Genomic DNA, 20,764 nt, shown 5'->3' on the forward strand with positions numbered 1-20,764 from the left:
ATTGTTGTTGGTCTTACTCCTAATTCTGTTGCTATCTTATTTAATGATTCTCCAGATTTCTCTAATCTTTTTATTGCTTCAATTTTAAATTCTGCACTATATTGTTTTTTCATAACCCTACCATTCCTTTCACTTTTAATATAACACGAGTTCCTCGTGTCTATCAAAGTGGGTAAGGGTCACTTTATGGAGTTTATCATAAAGAAGAGAAAGATAGCGTTCTCCACACTTGATTGTCCAATTAGCCATTACCTGTCTGCTTAGTACCACATCATTCCTTAAAAATTCTTGTTCCAAACGATAAAGAGGTATAGCATTTACATATTTACTGTTCATGATAGCAGCTTCAAGTGAAGGAGTAACAAGACTATTACGAAGAAGATCAACTGGTCTTTTACCACGGATAATAGTTTCGTTATCATTACCTGCATATACTGCAACATGATGCTCTTCAACTTTAAATTCCGCAGGATGAAAAGTAAGCCTTTTATATACTTCATCGGGCAGTCGCTTCCACTTATCACCTAAACGTTCCTTTAATTCTTCAGATGTTAACTCGTGCATGATTATTTCTACCGGAAGGTCCTTTAAATCCGCATCTCGCTTACCTGATGATTTTCTTCTCTTATAGGCTTTAGGGCGGACTTCTTCCAGCTCTGGTTCTATAACATACTTTGTTTCAATGGTAACCTCTGCTTCGTTGAAACACATTCCTAATTGGCCATCATAAATCATCTTTTCTGAAGAACGTCCAAATCTTTTGTTTTTTGAAATGCTTATCTGTTCTAAAATCAATTTCATATTTTGATTTACTTGTTCCAGCTGAGTTTTCTGCTCAGCACAAGTCTTTGAAAGATTTTCTGTAACTTTTTGCATAGTCAATAAAATAGAAATGATATCTTCTTTGCTATATTTAGTTAGTTCAACTTCTGTATATTTCTTATCCATATTGTCAAGATACCATATTTAGAGAACAGAAACAATAGAAAAAAAGCAATTTACAAAAGTTGTGGAAAACTGTTATAAATCAAACATTTATTGTGGATAGTTTCATTACAAAACCCTTTCGGGTGAAAGAGGTTTTATAGCTTTCTTTTGATCTATAGAAAGTCCTTCCATTAACCACTTATATTGTTGAGGAGAGATAGCTTTTACTTCATTTTCATTACGTGGCCATTGAAACTTTCCTGTTTCTAAACGCTTATATAAAAGAAGAAATCCATCACCTTCCCATAAAAGTCCTTTAATGCGATCTGTTTTTCTTCCACAAAATAAGAAGAGTATTCTTGGCTTAAAAGGATCGAGTTTAAATTGTTGCTGGACAATGTTAGCAAGTCCATCGATACCTCTTCTTAAATCATTGTAGCCGCAGGCAATGTATATCTTTTCAAAACCAAAAGCATCATTTAACATCTGATATCACCTTCAAAACCTTTGAAAGCAATTCTTCTGAAACAGTATTAGATATCTCTAATACGTTGTCTTGGATATGTATAACAATATCTGGTTTAAAGGAAGGAATATTTTTTAAAGTATTATTATGAATTGGAAGTTGTACAAAATATGCCTGGTTTTCAGATTCATTTCGTTTCAAGGTTTTAAAAACTTCTTCTCTGATACGACGTTGCCAATAGTAGAATTTTTTTTCATTAATATTGTTTTGGATACACCACGCCCTCACGGACATGCCACTTTTGTGGCATTTACTTATAATAGGCATCCAATAATCCAAACGCATTTTATGAGTAATTTTATCCATCAATACCTCCCAGAAACTAGTTTAGCTGTTCTGAAAAACTAGTAGTTTTTTAAAGCTTGAATAAATTATCTCAAAAATTTGCTGCTAATACGAGGTACGTATTATTCACCGTTTACCTCCTTTTAAACAACAAAGTTTGATTATTAATATTATAATACAAAAAATCCATAGAGGTCATTTCCTCTACGGACTACTATTATATCGATATTAAGCGAATTTATATTTTGAATTATTTAAGTATCTGACTCTTTTTAATTTCATACTCTTCTTCGCTAATCTCACCCCTTGCAAATCTTTCATTCAATATAGCCATAGCTTTTGATGAAGATGTATCAACAGCAAGGTTTAAATTTTTATTATTTATTGTTTTATATGCAAAATATACTGTAAACAATAGTACTGCAAGCATTATAGCCATCATAAAAAAATTGGATCCTGCATATGATCCTCCAAATCCATTACAAAACATTTAAAACACCTCCATAATTTTTATTTTATTATACTATAAAGTTGTGAATAATTTGTGTATATTTAATGTAACAATTATTTTTGAGCCTTTGCCTTCTTCACTTTCCACATCTATAGTTCCATTATGCATATCAACAATCCACTTTGCAATAGATAGCCCTAGTCCTGTACCACCCTTCTCTTTAGATCTGGATTTATCTACAATATAAAATCTGTTAAATATGTTTTTGATTTCATCTCTAGGTATTCCAATACCTGTATCACTAACAGTTATTCTTACAGTTTCATCCTTAACTTCTGAACTTATATCTATCTTTCCATGCTCTGGAGTAAACTTTATACTATTATCAATAAACACTCTTAACATCTGCTTTAACATCTTATAATCTGCCAAAACTTTTACAACATCATTTTTGTCACTGGATATTATGTGTTTTTGCCCTATGAGTTTGCTTTCCTTAACTACTTCATCAATTAACTCATTGAGATAAAATTCTTTCTTTTCTACAAGCTGAGTGCCCTTATCCCCTCTTGCAAGAAACAACAACTTTTCAATTAAATCAGCCATATTATTAGCTTCTAATTTAATTCCATAAATTGATTTTTCCAAAGCATCTCTATCATCTTTCCCCCATCTATCTAGTAAATTAGCATACCCCTGAATAACAGAAACAGGAGTCCTTAATTCATGTGAAGCATCTGATACAAATTGGGATTGCCTATCAAAAGATTCTTGAAGCCTATCTATCATATTATTGAATGTACTAGCAAGTCTTTTTAGTTCATCATCAGGACCTTTTACATCTATTCTTTCCTTTAGGTTATTAATACTTATATTTTCAGCAGTTTTAGTTATATAATCAATTGGCTTTAACATTTTCTTACTTACAATGTATCCCAGTATAATTGATGCTATAATACCTATAAAGTCAGCTACAGCCATAACCCCTAATAATATTTTCATAAAATCATATTCGCTGTCCATGTCCTTTACTATTTGAATGTATAAAGTACCATATTTCTTGCTTTGAAACTTAACATTTTTATACACTAAATGTCTTTCCTTGTCTTCTATATGTCTTTCCTTAATCTTCTTTTTTTTGCCTTCATCTGATATCTTAATATTATAGTCAAATTTATCTGATGAATTTATTACTTTTCCATTCTCCTGTATTATTCTTGCTGATATATCTTCTTTAGAAGGTATGTCCAAAAAAATTTTTTTATCAAATAAATTCGAATTATTGATTTGTAGTTTAATATTATTTAATATTATAGTTTGAGCATCATCTATTTGTTTGTTTACCTGATCATATGTGTAATGTTTTACTCCATATAAAATTGAAGCATTCAATATAAATAGCACTATTGAAAACATAAATCCATAAACCACTGTGAGTTTTATAGAAACCTTCGCATGATTAATTATATTTAAAACTTTTTTAATCAACTTTGAAATAAATTCAATTATCCTTGATAACATAGCCTACACCTCTTATAGTGGTTATAAGTTTATTCTGAAAGCCCTCATCAATTTTACTTCGTAAATATCTTATAAATACATCTACCACATTCGTATCGCCTGCATAATCATAACCCCATACATCTTCAATCAACTGTTCTCTTGTAAGCACAACATTCTTATTACTTAATAATATTTTAAGAAGATTGTATTCTGTTTTAGTAAGTTCAATTTCCTTGTCTCCTCTAAAAACTTGATGTATTTTATTGTCCATAATAACATCTTTTACTTTAATTTGATCAGTTTCATCTTTTAATGATTTATCTCTTTCATATACTCTTATTCTTGCTAATAGTTCCTCTATTGCAAAAGGTTTGGTTAAATAATCATTAGCCCCAGCATCAAGTCCCAAAACTTTATCTGGTATGTCACTTTTGGCTGTTAACATTATAATTGGTACATTTGATGATTGCCTTATTCTTCTACAAACTTCAATTCCATTTAAATTTGGTATCATAATGTCAAGGAGGATTAAATCATAATCCGTATCTTCAACTTTTTTTAAAGCTTCTCTCCCATCATATGCTGCATCAACTTCATATTCTTCATGGTTAAGCTCCATTTGAATAAACATTGACATCTGTTTTTCATCTTCAACTAAAAGTATTTTAAAATTCTTCAAGTTACCACCTCCATAAGAAAAAATATATACCATTTTATTATTTTTTACTATACCTGTCATTTTATCTTAGGCAGGATACGATAAACTTCTAATAGAATAATATTCAGAGCCAGCCACACCACCCCAAATACATATCCTGCAAAAATATCGCTTGGATATTCTGTTTGAAAAAATAAAGGACTTAATCCAGCAAAAAAACAGATAGCCAAAGCCATAACTACAGCTGCACTCCCAAGCCATTTTCTACTAGAATGACGTATTATTATAAAAGATATAAAACCATATATAACAATAGCTAATAGAGCTTGCTTACTTGGAAAAGTATATTTAACTGCTTCCATTAGTGATAATCCTGATGGTCCCATACGTCTAAAAATATTTCTTAACACAAATTGTAAAACCTCGCTGCCTAAAATTGCTAAAAACATAAATCGTATTTCGAGAAATCTATCTACACCTTTAAATACAATCCAGATAGATATTAATATAATAAATGGAATTAAAATTTTGTAGGAAGTTAAGTTCCCAAATAACTTCATTGTATACATCCATTTCTGTGTAAATATTAATTTCACTAATAAAGATGTCAAACTATCAAATTGACTAAATTCATGTGCTAAATAATCTTGTATAATACCAATTACAAGCCCACAAAAAATCAAAAAAACTAACGCGACCCCCGCTAATGCAAGTTTAATCTTACCGAATGAGTTAAATATTTTTATAGATTTTTCAAGTGCTCCTATAGTAAATTCAATAATCTTGTCTTTGTAATTTCTATAAAGATAGATGAGAATTATAATTAAAGATATTATTAAACCACCTATAATTAGATATCTAGTAACCACGCTATGATATTTTTCCCAATTAACTCCCAAAACCTTCCCCAAAGAAATAAATGTTGTAGTCCATAAAAAAGCTCCTATATAAGAATTCAATGCAAACTTTCTATATGAAATTTCCGTAATCCCTGAAAAATATCCCGTAATATGTCTAACTCCAGGTATGAAATATGAAATAAGCAGCAATCTATTGCCATATTTATTAAACCACATCGATGTTTTATCTAATCTATCTGGATTTAAATGAATATAGTGACCATGCTTTTTAAAAAATGTAACACCCAGTATATTTCCTATAAAATATGATATTGTTATGCCTATAATTGCTCCAGATGACGCAATCATAATACTTAACAACCAATTTAATTTCTGCTCATTTACTAGAAATCCACAATAGGTCATAAGGACTTCACCCGGAAGTGGAAATGCAATCAGCTCCAATATTAGTGCAACTAATAAAACTATATATCCGTAATGATTAAGAAGTCCTATTATAGACTGCAATTTATAGCTCCCTCCACATCTATCTTTTAAAGTTTAATATTTAGTCATTTAATGTATTTTTATCTGTGTATTTCTTAAATCCTAATTTTTTAATTAATAAGCCTTCAATTTTTGTATAAGTCATATCCACTTTATTTTTTAATGTTAAATTATACAAATAGTTTGTGATAAATACCATAATATATGCACCAACAACATCAAATGGATAATGATGTCCAACATATACTCTTGAAAATCCTACAAGAATTGATACTATTGTCAGTATTATTCCAAGTACTTTATTGTATTTTCCTAGCCCTAATGCTATACTCATTGTTCCTACAGCATGATCACTCGGAAAAGATGCATCTTCTACATGTGGGAAAAGTAAATTCACCTTGTTATGAACAAAAGGTCTATCAACATAATATATATTTCCAATTATAAAACTTAATATTAAGTTAATAACTGTAACAAGAAATGTATTAATAGATGCTTTCCTATACTCTTCATTTTTACCAATAAAGCCTAAAACAAACACTAATGCAATAATTCCCATAAATATATATGGTACATACTTTGAAAAGAAAATCATTATATGATCCAATCCACTATTTTTATTTGCCAAATTATTTATTAATCTAAAAAGTTCCATGTTCATGTTTAAAATATCCTTTCATTATTTAATAATCATTTCATATGTTTAATATTATGTCTATAAAAGATTAAAATTAGATTAAAAATAATTTGGATTTATATTAAATTTCAATATGGAAACTTAAAATTTGCTATGCTATAATTACTTCTGAGGTGACCGTAATGGATGAATTAGATACTCCAAATCATATATACCAAATATCTACGATAAATGCATTAGTCTCAGGATTATATGACGGATGTGTTTCATTAAGCAAGCTTCTTCAAAAAGGAAATTTTGGAATAGGAACATTTAAGGGCTTAGATGGTGAATTAACTTTATTAGATGGTATCTTTTATAGAACTAGACCAGATGGAACTATTTATGTATGTTCTAAAAATGACTTTGTTCCATTTGCTGTTATTACTGAATTTGAAAATTATGATATACATGATATACATGATTTAAATTCTTATCATGATATACAGGAAAAATTTGATAGCCTTATAGAAAGCACGAACGTATTTTATGCTTTTTACATAGAAGGTAAATTCAATTATGTTAGAACAAGAACTGTAGTAAAACAGGAGATGCCTTATAAACCTATGGCTGAAGCTGTTAAAAATCAACCTATTTTTGAATATAAGGATATAGATGGATATATAGTTGGATTTAGGTGTCCATCTTTTATTAAAGGAATTAATGTTCCCGGATACCACTTTCATTTCGTAAGCAAAGACAAAAAATTTGGAGGGCATATAAGCGAGCTTTCAATAAAAAATGCAACTGCATTTGTTCAAAATTGTTCTTGTTTCAGAATGGAAATTCCAGAGAATGAAAGCTTTTATAATATGGAAGTTAAAGATAGAAGTGATGAAATAAAAGAAGTTGAAAAATAACCAGATATCTCCATTATCTGGTTATTTTAAATTATCATTTATTGTTTTAATTATTGATCTCTTTCTAATAACATTCTTCTTATTACATATTTTATATCTGCTCATACCTGGCTATCAAAAACATAGTCTTCATTCCAAGAGATGTAAACTTTTCTTCGTATTCCGTAGTGATATTTCCTTGGAAATCACTATTGTGCAAATCATATGTCAAATATTCTATATTAAAACCGCTCTCAGGAAAGTACTCCTGAGAATCTGTAAATAATCCAGTATCATCAGTCTTAAACCATATTTCACTTCCCGGTACTAAAAATTTCTTGTACATATTTAAAAATCCTGGATGAGTAAGTCTTCTCTTCTTGTGTCTTTCCTTTGGCCATGGATTGCAAAAATTTATGTATATTCTGCTGATCTCATCAGTATCAAATATTTCTTCAATATTTCCTATATTCATAGGTACAATTCTCACATTTTCAAGTTCTAACTCTTCTGCCCTTCTGACATCATATATAAGTACCTCATCTTTTAAATCAATTCCTATATAATTTATATCTTTATTATTTTCAGCATTAGTACATATAAATTTTCCCCTGCCGCAGCCTAATTCAAGATATATTTTATTTTTATTTTCAAATTCTTCATTCCATTTTCCACTATGCTCCTGTGGATTTACTATAGTCAGATGACTTGCCTCCATTTCAGGCCTTGCCCACCACTTTTTCCTAAGTCTCATATTCTATTTCCCTTCCATATCATAAAATCGTTAAATTTCAACATATTTTTAACTTTATCACATATATATTATTTAGTCTACATATTATAAAATTCACATTTCATTATAATTAAACATAATTAGTTAGTATATTAAAGTTTTTCTTCTAAATTACGATAACTAATATATTTAGCCAAAACTATTTAGGTTGTGAGATTATGGATTACTTTATAGAAGAATTAAAGAACAAAAAACTAATTAACAAAAATGATATATTAAACATGAAAAATTATATCGACAAAAAATATGTTAATAATACTGAAGCAAAAAAAGCGGACATGCTCTCAAAAACAATACATCATATACTTGATACAAATCTCAGCGAGTTCAACGAATCTGAAAAAAATAAGATAAAATTTAATACTTTAAAAAACACTATTTTTAAAAATAAAGATTCTATTTTTATGTATGACCTGTTCAAATCGTGTATCACGAATATGAATCATGAACAAAGTTCAAATAAAAGATTGCTCAACTGGGTTAATTTGAATGTAAAAAATAAAGTTAGCCAAAATTCATTCAAAAATTACATAGAAAATAATTTACCTAAAGACAAAATCACAATTAAAAAGTCTAAAGTCAAGCGTGATAATAAAATTATAGATTCATACAAAAACTATGTCGACATAGAACATACATCCAATAATATATCTAATACCCAAAATTCAAATAGTAATCATATTTTAAATATAATCAAGAGCAAAAAAGTAATTTTTTCAATGAGTTTAATCTGTATTTTTATTATAAGCATATTAGCACATACAGCTGCCGGTAAAAATATTATTGATCATTCTATATATTCTGTATATTATTCTCAAAAAGGAAGTATATATTTAGATGGATTAAATAAAATAACTAATACACAAAACAATTTGCCTGATTATATAAAGTATAGAAGAATACGTAGGGGTAAACTAAAGGATTTCCTTACAAAACGCAATTCGTTACTTGCAAAAGAGCCCTACTTCTCAACTATATTAAATACAGCCAAAGAATTTAATATAAATCCACTTTTACTTTTTGCAATAACGGGCCAGGAACAAGATTTTGTACCACAAGGTGAAAAAGATGCAAATAAGATTGCCAATAATCCTTTTAACGTTTTTCACAGCTGGCAGGAATACAATACAAATATAGATGATTCCTCTAAAATAGCTGCCCGTACCGTAATAACTTTATCTAAAGACAGACCCCAAAATGCAGATCCTTTCCTATGGATAGGCAAAAGATATGCAGAAGATACAAATTGGGGTTATGGAGTGCGTTCCATATTTAAAGAACTTGAAAAGTAAAATAAAAACATCAGCTGTTCGGAAAACAGTTGGTGTTTTTATTTTACATAATTTCCATTATTAATTTACATATTTGAAATTATACGTGTATTACATTAATATATTACTTAGGGAGGAATATAAATGAAAAAAAAGATAATTTTATTATTTGCTATTTCTGTATTAATATCTTTTCATAGTACAGTTAAAGCAGCTTCAGCTCAAGTTGAAAGATTATGGGGAAGTGATAGATATAAAACCTGTTCTGCAATAGTTACCAAGGGCTGGCAGAATTCAGATTGTGCTGTTATAGTTAATGGTTCTAATTTTCCAGATGCTTTAAGTGCATCTACCTTAGCGAAAAAATATAATGCACCAATACTTTTGACAGAAAACGATAAATTAAATAGTGATACATATAATCAATTAATCAGATTAAACATAAAAAAAGCATTTATCGTAGGTGGTACTGGTGTTATAAATACTTCAATCGAAGATCAGCTTAATGCAATGAATATACAAACTAAAAGGTTTTCGGGACAAGATAGGACTTCAACTTCTGTAGATGTCGCAAAAGAAATAGGAACTTCAAGCGGAATAATATTAACTACAGACAGCAGCTATACTGATGCTCTTTCAGTATCTCCTATAGCAGCTAAACTTCAAATTCCTATTATATTAATGCCAAAAGATTATGTACCAGATTCAGTAGCAAGTTTTATCAAAGAAAATAATATAACTAAAACATATGTTGTAGGTGGAGAAGATTTAATCAGCGATTCTGCAGTTTCTAATTTTCCTGACGTTCAAAGAATAACTGGAAATGATGCATACGAAAGAAATATAAACGTAATAAATAAATTTTGGGACAAATTTGATTTTGGCACTGCTTTCTTAGCATCTTCAAAAGATTTCGCAGATGCTTTAAGTGGATCAGCTTTTGCAGCACTTAATGGAAATCCTATAGTTTTGGTTGGAGATGATTTAGAAGATACTACAAAAAGTTTCATAGCCAATAAGGCCTTTACCAAATTATATATACTTGGTGGTACCGCTGGAATTTCAGATAATACTGCAGACGTTATTGCAAATGGTGGACAAGCTAGTAACCCAAGCACCAGTCAAGTTACTAATGTAAATGCCAAGGAACATAGTCAAGGAATCAGCTTAAATGTACCAAACAATTTGCCAGATTCTTTGAAATATACACAAATACAGGAGGATAAACTAAAATCCTTTCTTACAAGCCATAATTCATTACTTGCAGAAGAACCATACTTTTCAGCTATATTAAATTCAGCTGAAGAGTACAATGTTAATCCTCTTTTACTTTTCGCAATAACTGGTCAGGAAGAAAACTTTGTGCAACAGGATGGAAAAGATGCATCCAAAATTGCAAATAATCCTTTTAACGTTTATCAAAGCTGGCAGCTATATAACACAAATATAGATGATTCTTCACAAATAGCTGCTAGAACCGTAGTTAAGTTATGTGTTGATTTGCCTAGTGGTGAAGATGCTTTTGCTTGGATAGGTAAAAAATATGCTGAAGATGGGAATTGGGGTATTAAAGTACACACTATATTTAACGAACTGGAACAACAGGTAAAATAAATCTAAAATAAAGTTAAAGCAACAGCTATCCTATTATAGCTGTTGCTATTTTTATAAACCTGTATGATAAAATCGAAGATGGAATACCAACTACATAATTTGCAATTGGAGTTACGACAAATATAACCAATATTATGAGTTGATATCTATAAACTGTATCAGATATTTTGTAATATATCGATGGAAATAAATCTCTCAATATGTGGAATCCATCCAATCCCGGTATAGGTATTAAATTAAAAACAAAAAGCATACAATTTATATTAACTGCCTGCAAAAATATTTTAACTACTATATTTGCAATTGAAGTCGACATTAGATTCTGAGAAAACCCGAACTTATATATAAGAACAGTGAGAATTGCAAACACAAATGCCACCAAAAGATTAGCAATAGGTCCTGCTATAGATACCTTCAAATCATCACTATACCTGTTTTTATATGCAGAAGGATTAGTCTCTACTGGCTTTGCCCACCCAAATCCAACTAAAATTATCATTATGAAACCAATTATATCTAAATGTACAAATGGATTCAAAGTCAATCTTCCTTGAAATCTAGGTGTTTTATCTCCTAATTTATCCGAAACAATTGCATGGGCATATTCATGAAACGTAAGTCCTATAAGTATTCCCGGTATAATAAGTACTTTATTTAATATGTCTATATTCAACTAATCCCTTCTTTCAAATGAAAATTTAAATTTCAAATATACTCTTTAGTTTAACAGAGTTTTAACTAATTTTCCATCACTTACAGAAATAATTCCATTATCGTACATTTGAACAAACTGTCCATGATATGTATAAGTTTTGCCACTTGAAATATCTTTAACTTCACCTTTTAGATTATTATTAACATATACTTTTCCAGATTTATTTACATATATATCACTTGCGTTAACTGATTCTCCAATGTTTATAGTTTGATAATTCTTGTTAGTGTCATCTATATTCCCATAATACAAATTGCTAACTTTATTGTCCTGCATATCTCCTATATAAACTCTGTCATCATCATCTACTCCAACCCATACAGGATTCTTCACACTACTTAAATTAAGAGGTTCATCTTGACCTGTTACATAAATTTTGTGATATATATCATCTTCATATATAAGCTTATCCTTTAAAGATAGTATTCCCATATTTCCTACTATACATGAGTTTGTTTTTACTTTTTCCATTTCATTCATTATATTAATTCTATATATATTGGTTCTTTCACCAGAATCCTTTGTTTTAATGTATATAACATTAGTAAGCGGAGATTCCTGTATATCCTCAATCTCAGTTTTACTACTTAAATCTTTTAATTTTTTTATATTTTCTTTTATATCCTTATCTACTTCATAATATTCCAAATTAAAAATATAACCATCATCTTCAGAATCCGAGCTTTGTTTTTCAGCTATAAGCATTCTATTTCTATCTTTAAGCCATTTATAAAATGACATTTTTGAACCATTTTTAAAATATATATTTTTTTCGTTTCCATTTTTCGTATTTATTATTTTAAGTGTGTTCTCTTCATAATAAGATATATACATACCATCAAAAGAAGTACTAATATTTGTAGCATCATCAGGTATTTTTACAACTGCATCATCTTTTTTAGGTTCACTTTTTACAATTTTTTTTGTCTTTATTTCCGTGTTAGAAGATAAAAAATAATTATTAATATAAAACAATCCAGCAAATTGTACAACTAAAGATACAATAATCCATGATGTGATTTTTCTAAAAGTTTTCATCCAACACTCTCCTTTATTTTCTATTTTATTGTTCTACATAAACAGCAGAAGGAACGGATCTTTCTCCCAATGGATCACATGGATTATTTATAATTTCATTTTCATAATACATAGTTGATGAAGAACCACCATCAAGATTAGTAGCATTTAGTGCATTATATTGAAGCATTATATTTTGAACATCTTTAAGTGAAGCTCCTACACTCTTGGTTTGTCTTCCATCTATAACAAGAAATAGTATAGCTCCATCGCTTCTCTGTCCTATAGCAGTTCTTGGAGCTATACCCCAACCACCATCTCCAGATTTTATAGTACCTTCACCATTTACTACTATTGCCGGTTTAAATGATATGGCTTCTGTTATCTTACGTTTCTTAATATCATTCAAGCTGTGAGATCCAACTATTAACTGCCCTTTATCAGTGAATCCCATAATTTGTATTTTTTCATTTGGATCTGTTATATCATTGTATATTATCTTACCTTTACTCATAAGCAAACCCTCAGGCTTACCCCCAGTGCCTGTCCATTGACTGTCTTTATTGGAACTGTCTGTAAAAGCTCCACCATTTATAGCAGCTACAGCATTATTATCTTTTGCTATCATGCTGGTTAATTCACCTGCTACTCCTAATTTTTTACTATATCCTACTTTTATTCTAGTAGGATCATGAATTATAAGCATGTACCCTTTAAATTTATTACCTTCACTTATATCTTCTCTTTCTATACTGCTGTCATGTGTACTTTTAAATTTAGAAGGATCAATATCCTGCTGCTTTATATTATCTATCTTGTTCTCTCCTAATATACTCTTTATTTCTGCATCAGATAAAAATAGTTTTGCAATATATTGATGGCTTAATGTTGTCATTGCAGAACCTACCACTGTCCTTGTAACATTTTTAAAAGGACCGCGAAATACAAGAAATGGAGCAGTTATACATGTGAATACGACTTCAAATATTAAAAACATTACTATATTTTTCCATATATGTTTTCTACTTTTACCATCAACTCTTCTTTTTCTCATACTAAAAATTTTCCTTTCTACAAAATACATCTTTCAATATTGTACAATAAATAACTTATTTTTTAAATAGCAAAGGTTCCAAATTAAATAAAAATTTTGTAAATAATAATTTTGTAAATAAAAAGTACCCTAATTTATAGAAAAATAAACATCCTATAATTAGGGTACCATAATTCAAGTAAATCATGCTAAAAAATTTATAATTTTATAATTTCCTGGATGCCTCATAAGCTAGCGGTGATCTTTCACATTCACTATGCTTTAAAGTTACCTGATAGCATAGTTTGCTCCCCTTCATTTTTTCTGATGCATAGCTTAAGCCGTTTGATCTAGAATCAAGAAATGGTTGATCTATTTGTTCCGGATCACCTATAAGCAAGAGCTTTGTTCCAATACCAACTCTAGTTATAATAGACTTCACCTGCTTGGGCGTTAAGTTTTGTGCTTCATCTATTATAAGCCAGTTTTTTACTATGGAACGTCCTCTCAAATATCCCACAGCTTCTGTATCTATTATTCTTCTATCAAATAATTCTTTTATTTTATCAGCCAGTTCTTTTTCATTTTTATATCTTTCTTTTTCATCAGAATCTACCAATATCTCTAAATTATCAAGTATAGGTCTCATAAACGGAAATATTTTTTCTCTCTCAGTCCCGGGTAAAAAACCTATATCTTCATCCATGGTTACATTAGGTCTGCAAACCAATATCCTTCTATATTTTTTCATGTTATCTTCCAATATATTGTGCAATCCCACAGCTAATGAGAACAAAGTTTTGGCTGTACCCGCCGGACCTTTTATTATAACAAGTGGTGCCTTATCAGCATCTGTAAAAAGAGCTTCCTGCATAAATTTCTGTCCAACATTCCTTGGACTTATTCCTATAGGCGACATATCTGTAAAGTTAAGTTGTGCAATTTTTTCTCCATCAAACCTTCCAAGTGCAGTTTGCTTGGGATTATCGACACATCGAAGTATAACAAATTCATTAATATAAAGCTTTGGAGCAGTATATTCCTGTGTTGATTCAATATAACAACTTATATTATCCATATCAATATATTTATTTTTATAAAACTCAGTGATATTATCTTTAGATATATATAGTTCTATTCTTCCTGTATACTGACTTTCATCCTCTGGAACTATTTTTTCGTAAAAATCTTCAACTTCTATATCCATGGTGTCTGCTTTAATTCTTTCAAAAGTATCTTTTGTTATTAAACAAACATCTTCTCCATTTTTTTTAAGTCCTATACAAACCTGTATTATTCTATTATCCGGTTTGCTCTTATCCCAGGATGGAGGCATTTTTATATCATGATGATTCATTTCAACCCTTAACTTCCCACCACCTGGAAGCTTTACGCCTTTGTTAAGTTTTCCTTTTTTTCTAAAATCGTCTATTAATCTAGCTGCATACCTTGCATTTGCACCTAAGTCATTTTTATTTTTCTTAAAGCTGTCAAGCTCTTCGAGTACAATTTCTGGTATAACTACATCAGAATCTCCAAAAGTCAATATAGCTATTGGTGAATACAGAATAACATTAGTGTCTAAGATATAAGTCTTTTTCATAGCCATTCCTTCTCTCTTTAACACTATTATATTATATCGGTATTAAAAAATATTCTAAAATTTTATATCCTCATTATTAAATATATTACCTACAATTACTACATTTCCATTCAACATTTGAATATAAAGATATTCATTTTCTACATAAAATCCATATAATTCAGTTGATTCACTAATTTCTCCACATTCTCCTATAAACTTGTCAAATGAATATTTTCCAAATTTAACCGGCAATTTTATGGAAGTTTCTTCATAATTTATTCCTATAATGTCCCCTTCAAAAATTTCTTTACCATTTTTATCTTTTAATCCTGTAAATTCTGTAACTATAAACCTGTCTTTTATTTTTAAACTTTCTTCCGTATAAGGATTATTTTTTATATGACAACTTTTATTCTTCTTGTCCCAAATTCTAAATTTAAACTCTCTCATGTTTTATCCTCCATATTAAGTTGTACTAAACTACTTTCTTTTATTTTATCACGTAAAATAAGCACCGGTAACTACCAGTACTTATTTTTATTTCAATAAATAAATAATAGGGGGACTATTATTTTTTTCTCTAAGTTTTATCTTAGGATTATTGTCATTATATAAGTTATTTGTTACGGTATTATGTCATATTTATTAAATAACTATATACTTTTTAAACACTTTATGAACAAATCACTTTTTTGACGAATTATAGTTTTAGATAAAAAAATAAACACCTGGAATTTATCCAAATGCATATTTTTCCCTCTAAGTTTTTACCTTAGGACAAGTATTATTATATATGTTAATTTTTGGAAAATCAAGTATTGACTTTTGTAAATTTTAACAAATTTAATTTATATAATATATTTTGGCGGTTGCACTTAATTTTAGAGTGCCCTGCAACCACAGACACCAGTTTGGTAATTACCATTACTTTTATATATATGTAGAACCTTTATTTTCATTTTCGCTAAGGTTATTTCCTTAGGACACTTATTATTCTATAAGGTTTTTATTACAACTTAGTGTCATATTAATTAACTATTTGTAACAAATTATATTATTTTATGAACTACTCAAGTTTTATAATTATTTTTAACACCGTAAAATTCATTTTGAATAATACGGTGTTAAAATAATTATATTCATTTGCTGGTTCTATTCAGAGGCTTCTGCATCCGCTTTGGTTACATGAACCGTATTGCGTGGATGTTGAGGTGGTGCATAAATAGAATATACTTTAAGTGGTTTATTACCTGTATTTATAACATTGTGCCATGTACCAGCAGGTACCATTATTGCAAAGCCATCATATACTTTTTTCTGAAAACCCAACTTATATTTATCTTTTCCCATTTTAACAAGCCCCTGGCCTTCTTCAACTCGTATGAACTGATCAACATTTGGATGAATTTCCAAACCAATATCATCACCGACATTGATGCTCATCAAGGTAACTTGCAGGTGTTTTCCTGTCCATAGAGCAGTACGAAAATTATTGTTTTGCTTAGTAGCTTTATCAATGTTAACTACAAAGGGCTGTGGTCCATAATCCTTTAATTCAATTGAATCATAACCCTTCGATGATTGTGAACAATCAAGCCTTGAATCATACTCAACTTCATCGTCACAAGGAATATACGGGTCATTAAACTGCCTCCAATAATTCTGATTGTACATTGATATATTAGCTAAATAAGGGCATGAATAGGTACTATATGCATTATCATACATATTACCCGAATTATACATTTGTTTATTGATGTAATAGTAACATGGATACCTTCTATCAGTATTATACATATTGTTCCTTTCTTTATATAGTGTTACAAAATTATACTATGTCCTAAGTCCTGAAAATGTGATTGTCACCACCAAGACATATATCAATAAATTGCTGTATTTCTGCTTTACAACACTGAGAAAAAAATGATCAAAAATAGTCTTTGATTATTCAAGCAATACTTTAAAATAGTTAGATAATGTTCTAAAATATATAAAGCACCGTAAAATTCAACTGAATAATACAGTGCTTTTATATTATCAAAATACTTTAATTTATTTGATTAAATTTATCTTTAGACACTCCACAAATTGGACAAGTCCAATTATCCGGTAAATTTTCAAATGAAGTTCCTGCTGATACACCAGATTTAGAATCTCCAACGTCTGGATCATATATATATCCACATACTGAACATTGATATTTAGGTTTATCATTACTAATTTCACTTACAGGTTTCTCTTTATTTTCTACATAAGTTGATGCAGTTTTTTGTATTTTACCGCGCTTTATATCCTGATAATACTGATATGTCATCTGATTTGTATCTTTAATCAAACCTGAACTTAATACCTTACAAATAAATACCGTATGAGTCAAAACATCTATTTCTTTTTCAACATGCAGTTCAAAATATGATACTGTATTGTCAAGAACTACTGGTACACCGCTATCTAACGTTTTAAATGATACATTTGAAAATTTGTCTATATCTCTTCCAGATTTAAAGCCAAACCTACCTATTAAATCCATAGGTGCTTCCTCAGACAAAACAGAAATTCCTATTAATTTACTTTTTCTTATATATTCATGAGTAAGATTTTGTTTATTTATACTAACTGCAATCGTAATTGGATCTGATGTTATCTGAAAAACTGTATTTGCAATTTGACCATTTTTTCTACCTTCAGAAACTGAACTTACAATATATAATCCATAACTTAACTTATAAAATGCTTTATTATCAATCATAAACTTTCCTCCATTCAACATATTGTACTAATTTATTCTAGTTTTAAAACAATTATATATTAATTTGATTTCCATAATCCATGAATATTACAATACGCTCTTGCACATATAATATCATCATTTGTTTTAAAAACTGCCTCTGGTTTTTCACCTGGTTTCAAATATTTTCTATATATATTTTTAGGAGTCTGAATTTCAATCCATTCTATATAATGCTTTTCATCCATTGGATGTTCTGTACTTCCAACTTTAATCAATATTTCATCTTTCAATTTTTCTATTACAGGAATATGTTTTTCTTTTGATGCTTCAACAGTGTTTTCCGTTTGTAAAGTCATTGGTTGTCCACAACATACCAATTGTCCTCCACTTGAATGTACTACCTCTACAATATTTCCACATAAATCACACTTATAGATTTCATTTAATTGAGTCATTCTCATTACCTCCAATAAAAATATTTTAATAGTATTATACCATTTATTAGTCGAAAAATATATATAATTTTCAAATAATAATATAGTTTATCAATAAACATTAATTATTTCCGAATATCTTCCATATAATCCCATCATATGCAAACTTTCATTCTATTTTAAGGTAAAACATGACTCCAATTCAAATTGAACTGGAGCCTCTACTCAATATATTTATTACTTATCTGGCTTAAATGTCGTACAACAGGTATCATCACTAGTGTTAGGATCTTTACCTTTCATTGGATTAACTTCTAATGCACTTGCATTACAGCTATTATTATTCCAATAATGGCAACAATCTACACCACATTTAACACTCATTTTAGGAGTATCCATAATCAAAACCTTCTTTCGTTTATAAATTTTACATAACTTAGTATTGTTTAAAAACGTAAATATTATTCTTATATATTGAATAAGCTCTTTTTTAATGTTATTATTACTAGCAATATTCCATATACTAACAAGTAATAAAACCTGTACTCTTTTAACTAAGGGTACAGGTTTTTGCTATATATTTATTTTAAATTTTGTTCATAAGCTTGAATCATTTTCTTAACCATATTTCCACCTACAGATCCAGCTTCTCTGGAAGTTAAATCTCCATTATAGCCATCTTTTAAGTTTACTCCAACTTCTCTAGCTGACTCCATCTTAAACTGGTTTAGTCCTGCTTTAGCTTGTGGAACTACTAGTTTATTACTATATGCCATATTAATCACTCCTTTTTATAGTAATCTTTACTGCTTACATTTAAAGTTTATACAAAATTATAAAAATTATTCTAGGTAATTAAAGTAATCAATAAATCTGAATATATAGATGTTCTTTGACAATTGAATAGTACGATGTTTAATTATATAAAGCTCAAATAAAATCTTTGTTGATTAATAAAGAGCTTATTGTTATAATAAAATTAGTCTATTATTGGACTAATTTTATTTAAAAGAGGTTCTTATATATGGAATGGATTTATTTAATAATAGCTATTGCATTTGAAACTTTAGGGACTACTTGCATGAAGCTGTCTGAAGGATTTACAAAAGTATTGCCAGCATTAGGTACACTCATAACATATGTTTTATGCTTTATTTTTCTTTCAATGTCATTAAAAAAGATATCTGTTAGTGTAGCATACGCTATATGGGGAGCAGCAGGTACCACAATTATAGCAATAATTGGAGTTATTGTTTTTAAAGAAAGTATTAATATCTTAAAAGTAATATCTATACTCTTTATTATATTAGGAGTTATAGGATTAAATCTTAGTAGTACCAGCCATTAATTATATATCAAATTAAAGGAGAAATACATAAAATATGAATAAAGATAATGAAATTTCCGAACTATTAGATGTTTATTACAAATCTTGGTTTAAAATTAATGATAGTTACCGCGTTTGGGCAAAAAAACATAATATTCAAGATACAACTTTATTTACTCTATATGTAATAAATCAAAGTTCATCTTGTTGTACTCAGAATAAGATTCGAGATAAATTAAGTTTGCCTAAACAGACAGTTTCATTAATATTATCTGAACTTGAGAAAAAAAGGTATATTTCTAGAATAGTTAATCCTAAAGATCGTAGGAATAAAATTGTTAGATTTACTAAGGAAGGAAGCCAATATGCAAACAGTATACTTGAAAAACTTAAATTATCAGAGTCGGAAGCTTTTAAAAATATATCAGAAAAACAAAAAAAGAATATGATAGAAAATTTCCGTATGCTATCTGATTTATTAGATAAAAGTCTTTCTAAATAATATTTTAGTAATTAAAAAAAGTTTATATCTGTAAAATTTTGTATACTCCTTGTAATGTAACTTCATTATATTTATCATACAATAATTAAAATAAATTATAGAAAAAGAGTCCTGTTTTATCCAAAAACTCTTTTTTATCCTTTTCATTAAGATATTTAAAATAATTTTCTACTACCTGCTTAGCAGGATCTGACGACTGCTTCTGCGAATTTGAAACTTGCATTTTTGCTATGAAGCAACCAGTAATTACAAGCACAAAACATAGAATTACTAATGCTATTTTTTTCATATTACAATCGCCTGAGTTAATATTATCATATTTTTACTATTTTTCGTAAACCAGAAGATTATCTTTAGTTTTTTGTTTCACCTTCTGGTATAAGAAAAGCACCTATTGAAATAGATGCTCATTTATATTTATTTAACTGTTTTTAAGTGTAAGCGATAAACTACCAAGTGTATATGTACAAAAATAAACGGCCATTTGTTAAAATGGTCGCAGTTTGTCATTTGTTCTTTTTACATGAAGAT

At 28.9% G+C, this 20,764-nt stretch carries 26 protein-coding genes; 5 read left to right on the forward strand and 21 right to left on the reverse strand.

What is annotated here, in order from left to right:
• The 9 genes from J2Z42_RS14820 to J2Z42_RS13765 form a co-directional block, all read right to left on the reverse strand.
• The coding region (locus tag J2Z42_RS14820; RefSeq protein ID WP_369698092.1) for a transposase at positions 1-113 on the reverse strand (113 nt) is incomplete at its 3' end.
• Positions 114-135: 22 nt separating this feature from the next.
• Positions 136-948 (reverse strand): IS66 family transposase, encoded by an 813-nt coding sequence (locus J2Z42_RS13730; RefSeq protein ID WP_342590039.1) that lies wholly within the window; start codon positions 946-948, stop codon positions 136-138.
• Between the two features lie 105 nt (positions 949-1,053).
• Positions 1,054-1,413 (reverse strand): IS66 family insertion sequence element accessory protein TnpB, encoded by a 360-nt coding sequence (gene tnpB, locus J2Z42_RS13735; RefSeq protein WP_209703337.1) that lies wholly within the window; start codon positions 1,411-1,413, stop codon positions 1,054-1,056.
• On the reverse strand, positions 1,403-1,759 hold the full coding sequence (tnpA, locus tag J2Z42_RS13740) for an IS66 family insertion sequence element accessory protein TnpA (RefSeq protein ID WP_209703338.1): 357 nt from the start codon (positions 1,757-1,759) through the stop codon (positions 1,403-1,405). The genes tnpB and tnpA overlap by 11 nt, the downstream gene beginning before the upstream one ends.
• A 229-nt stretch (positions 1,760-1,988) precedes the next feature.
• Positions 1,989-2,228: an SHOCT domain-containing protein gene (locus tag J2Z42_RS14735; RefSeq protein ID WP_209703339.1), complete on the reverse strand. Its 240-nt coding sequence runs from the start codon at positions 2,226-2,228 to the stop codon at positions 1,989-1,991.
• A gap of 33 nt (positions 2,229-2,261) precedes the next feature.
• Complete coding sequence (locus J2Z42_RS13750; RefSeq protein WP_209703340.1) at positions 2,262-3,710, reverse strand: sensor histidine kinase; 1,449 nt, start codon at positions 3,708-3,710, stop codon at positions 2,262-2,264.
• Complete coding sequence (locus tag J2Z42_RS13755; protein WP_281063561.1) at positions 3,691-4,371, reverse strand: response regulator; 681 nt, start codon at positions 4,369-4,371, stop codon at positions 3,691-3,693. The genes J2Z42_RS13750 and J2Z42_RS13755 overlap by 20 nt, the downstream gene beginning before the upstream one ends.
• A gap of 56 nt (positions 4,372-4,427) precedes the next feature.
• Positions 4,428-5,717 carry a VTT domain-containing protein gene (locus J2Z42_RS13760; RefSeq protein WP_209703341.1) on the reverse strand — a complete coding sequence of 430 codons (1,290 nt, stop codon included), beginning with the start codon at positions 5,715-5,717 and terminating at the stop codon, positions 4,428-4,430.
• Between the two features lie 40 nt (positions 5,718-5,757).
• Positions 5,758-6,357, reverse strand: coding sequence for an undecaprenyl-diphosphatase (locus J2Z42_RS13765; protein WP_209703342.1), 600 nt, complete (start codon positions 6,355-6,357; stop codon positions 5,758-5,760).
• Between the two features lie 158 nt (positions 6,358-6,515).
• Here J2Z42_RS13765 and budA point away from each other — a divergent pair, with 158 nt between their 5' ends.
• Entirely contained in the window at positions 6,516-7,232 is a 717-nt protein-coding gene (budA, locus tag J2Z42_RS13770) for an acetolactate decarboxylase (protein ID WP_209703343.1), read from the forward strand.
• A gap of 91 nt (positions 7,233-7,323) precedes the next feature.
• Here budA and trmB read toward each other — a convergent pair whose 3' ends face one another.
• A complete protein-coding gene (trmB, locus tag J2Z42_RS13775; RefSeq protein WP_209703344.1) occupies positions 7,324-7,965 on the reverse strand; it encodes a tRNA (guanosine(46)-N7)-methyltransferase TrmB in 642 nt (213 codons plus the stop codon).
• A 197-nt stretch (positions 7,966-8,162) separates the two neighbouring features.
• Between trmB and J2Z42_RS13780 the strand changes: the two genes are divergently transcribed.
• Together J2Z42_RS13780 and J2Z42_RS13785 are read left to right on the forward strand one after the other, a co-directional pair.
• Positions 8,163-9,296 carry a glucosaminidase domain-containing protein gene (locus J2Z42_RS13780; RefSeq protein ID WP_209703345.1) on the forward strand — a complete coding sequence of 378 codons (1,134 nt, stop codon included), beginning with the start codon at positions 8,163-8,165 and terminating at the stop codon, positions 9,294-9,296.
• A gap of 123 nt (positions 9,297-9,419) precedes the next feature.
• Positions 9,420-10,889 carry a cell wall-binding repeat-containing protein gene (locus tag J2Z42_RS13785; protein WP_209703346.1) on the forward strand — a complete coding sequence of 490 codons (1,470 nt, stop codon included), beginning with the start codon at positions 9,420-9,422 and terminating at the stop codon, positions 10,887-10,889.
• A 25-nt stretch (positions 10,890-10,914) separates the two neighbouring features.
• Here J2Z42_RS13785 and J2Z42_RS13790 read toward each other — a convergent pair whose 3' ends face one another.
• The 10 genes from J2Z42_RS13790 to J2Z42_RS13835 all read right to left on the reverse strand — a co-directional run bounded on the left by J2Z42_RS13790 (position 10,915) and on the right by J2Z42_RS13835 (position 19,180).
• On the reverse strand, positions 10,915-11,562 hold the full coding sequence (locus J2Z42_RS13790; RefSeq protein WP_209703347.1) for a site-2 protease family protein: 648 nt from the start codon (positions 11,560-11,562) through the stop codon (positions 10,915-10,917).
• A gap of 45 nt (positions 11,563-11,607) precedes the next feature.
• Positions 11,608-12,642: a hypothetical protein gene (locus tag J2Z42_RS13795; RefSeq protein WP_209703348.1), complete on the reverse strand. Its 1,035-nt coding sequence runs from the start codon at positions 12,640-12,642 to the stop codon at positions 11,608-11,610.
• Between the two features lie 25 nt (positions 12,643-12,667).
• Complete coding sequence (locus tag J2Z42_RS13800; protein WP_209703349.1) at positions 12,668-13,675, reverse strand: phosphodiester glycosidase family protein; 1,008 nt, start codon at positions 13,673-13,675, stop codon at positions 12,668-12,670.
• Positions 13,676-13,880: 205 nt separating this feature from the next.
• Complete coding sequence (locus tag J2Z42_RS13805; protein WP_209703350.1) at positions 13,881-15,257, reverse strand: PhoH family protein; 1,377 nt, start codon at positions 15,255-15,257, stop codon at positions 13,881-13,883.
• A gap of 54 nt (positions 15,258-15,311) precedes the next feature.
• Positions 15,312-15,689, reverse strand: a complete 378-nt coding sequence (locus J2Z42_RS13810; protein WP_209703351.1) for a YopX family protein — start codon at positions 15,687-15,689, stop codon at positions 15,312-15,314.
• A 702-nt stretch (positions 15,690-16,391) separates the two neighbouring features.
• Positions 16,392-17,036: a cupin domain-containing protein gene (locus J2Z42_RS13815; protein ID WP_209703352.1), complete on the reverse strand. Its 645-nt coding sequence runs from the start codon at positions 17,034-17,036 to the stop codon at positions 16,392-16,394.
• A 250-nt stretch (positions 17,037-17,286) separates the two neighbouring features.
• Positions 17,287-17,988 (reverse strand): flavin reductase, encoded by a 702-nt coding sequence (locus tag J2Z42_RS13820; RefSeq protein WP_209703353.1) that lies wholly within the window; start codon positions 17,986-17,988, stop codon positions 17,287-17,289.
• A gap of 59 nt (positions 17,989-18,047) precedes the next feature.
• On the reverse strand, positions 18,048-18,425 hold the full coding sequence (locus J2Z42_RS13825) for a desulfoferrodoxin (protein ID WP_209703354.1): 378 nt from the start codon (positions 18,423-18,425) through the stop codon (positions 18,048-18,050).
• A 216-nt stretch (positions 18,426-18,641) separates the two neighbouring features.
• Positions 18,642-18,788 carry a DUF1540 domain-containing protein gene (locus J2Z42_RS13830; RefSeq protein ID WP_342590040.1) on the reverse strand — a complete coding sequence of 49 codons (147 nt, stop codon included), beginning with the start codon at positions 18,786-18,788 and terminating at the stop codon, positions 18,642-18,644.
• A 197-nt stretch (positions 18,789-18,985) separates the two neighbouring features.
• Positions 18,986-19,180: an alpha/beta-type small acid-soluble spore protein gene (locus J2Z42_RS13835; protein ID WP_209703356.1), complete on the reverse strand. Its 195-nt coding sequence runs from the start codon at positions 19,178-19,180 to the stop codon at positions 18,986-18,988.
• A 248-nt stretch (positions 19,181-19,428) separates the two neighbouring features.
• On the opposite strand from J2Z42_RS13835, the gene J2Z42_RS13840 reads away from it, so the two are divergent.
• Both J2Z42_RS13840 and J2Z42_RS13845 read left to right on the forward strand, forming a co-directional pair.
• Entirely contained in the window at positions 19,429-19,752 is a 324-nt protein-coding gene (locus J2Z42_RS13840; protein ID WP_209703357.1) for a DMT family transporter, read from the forward strand.
• Positions 19,753-19,786: 34 nt separating this feature from the next.
• The gene (locus J2Z42_RS13845; RefSeq protein ID WP_209703358.1) at positions 19,787-20,233 is read left to right on the forward strand and encodes a MarR family winged helix-turn-helix transcriptional regulator; all 447 of its coding nucleotides are present in this window, start codon (positions 19,787-19,789) and stop codon (positions 20,231-20,233) included.
• An 85-nt stretch (positions 20,234-20,318) separates the two neighbouring features.
• Here J2Z42_RS13845 and J2Z42_RS13850 read toward each other — a convergent pair whose 3' ends face one another.
• Positions 20,319-20,522 carry a hypothetical protein gene (locus J2Z42_RS13850; protein ID WP_209703359.1) on the reverse strand — a complete coding sequence of 68 codons (204 nt, stop codon included), beginning with the start codon at positions 20,520-20,522 and terminating at the stop codon, positions 20,319-20,321.
• Positions 20,523-20,764: the final 242 nt, after the last annotated feature.

This window comes from Clostridium algifaecis (assembly GCF_017874415.1).
GTDB lineage: Bacteria > Bacillota > Clostridia > Clostridiales > Clostridiaceae > Clostridium_B > Clostridium_B algifaecis.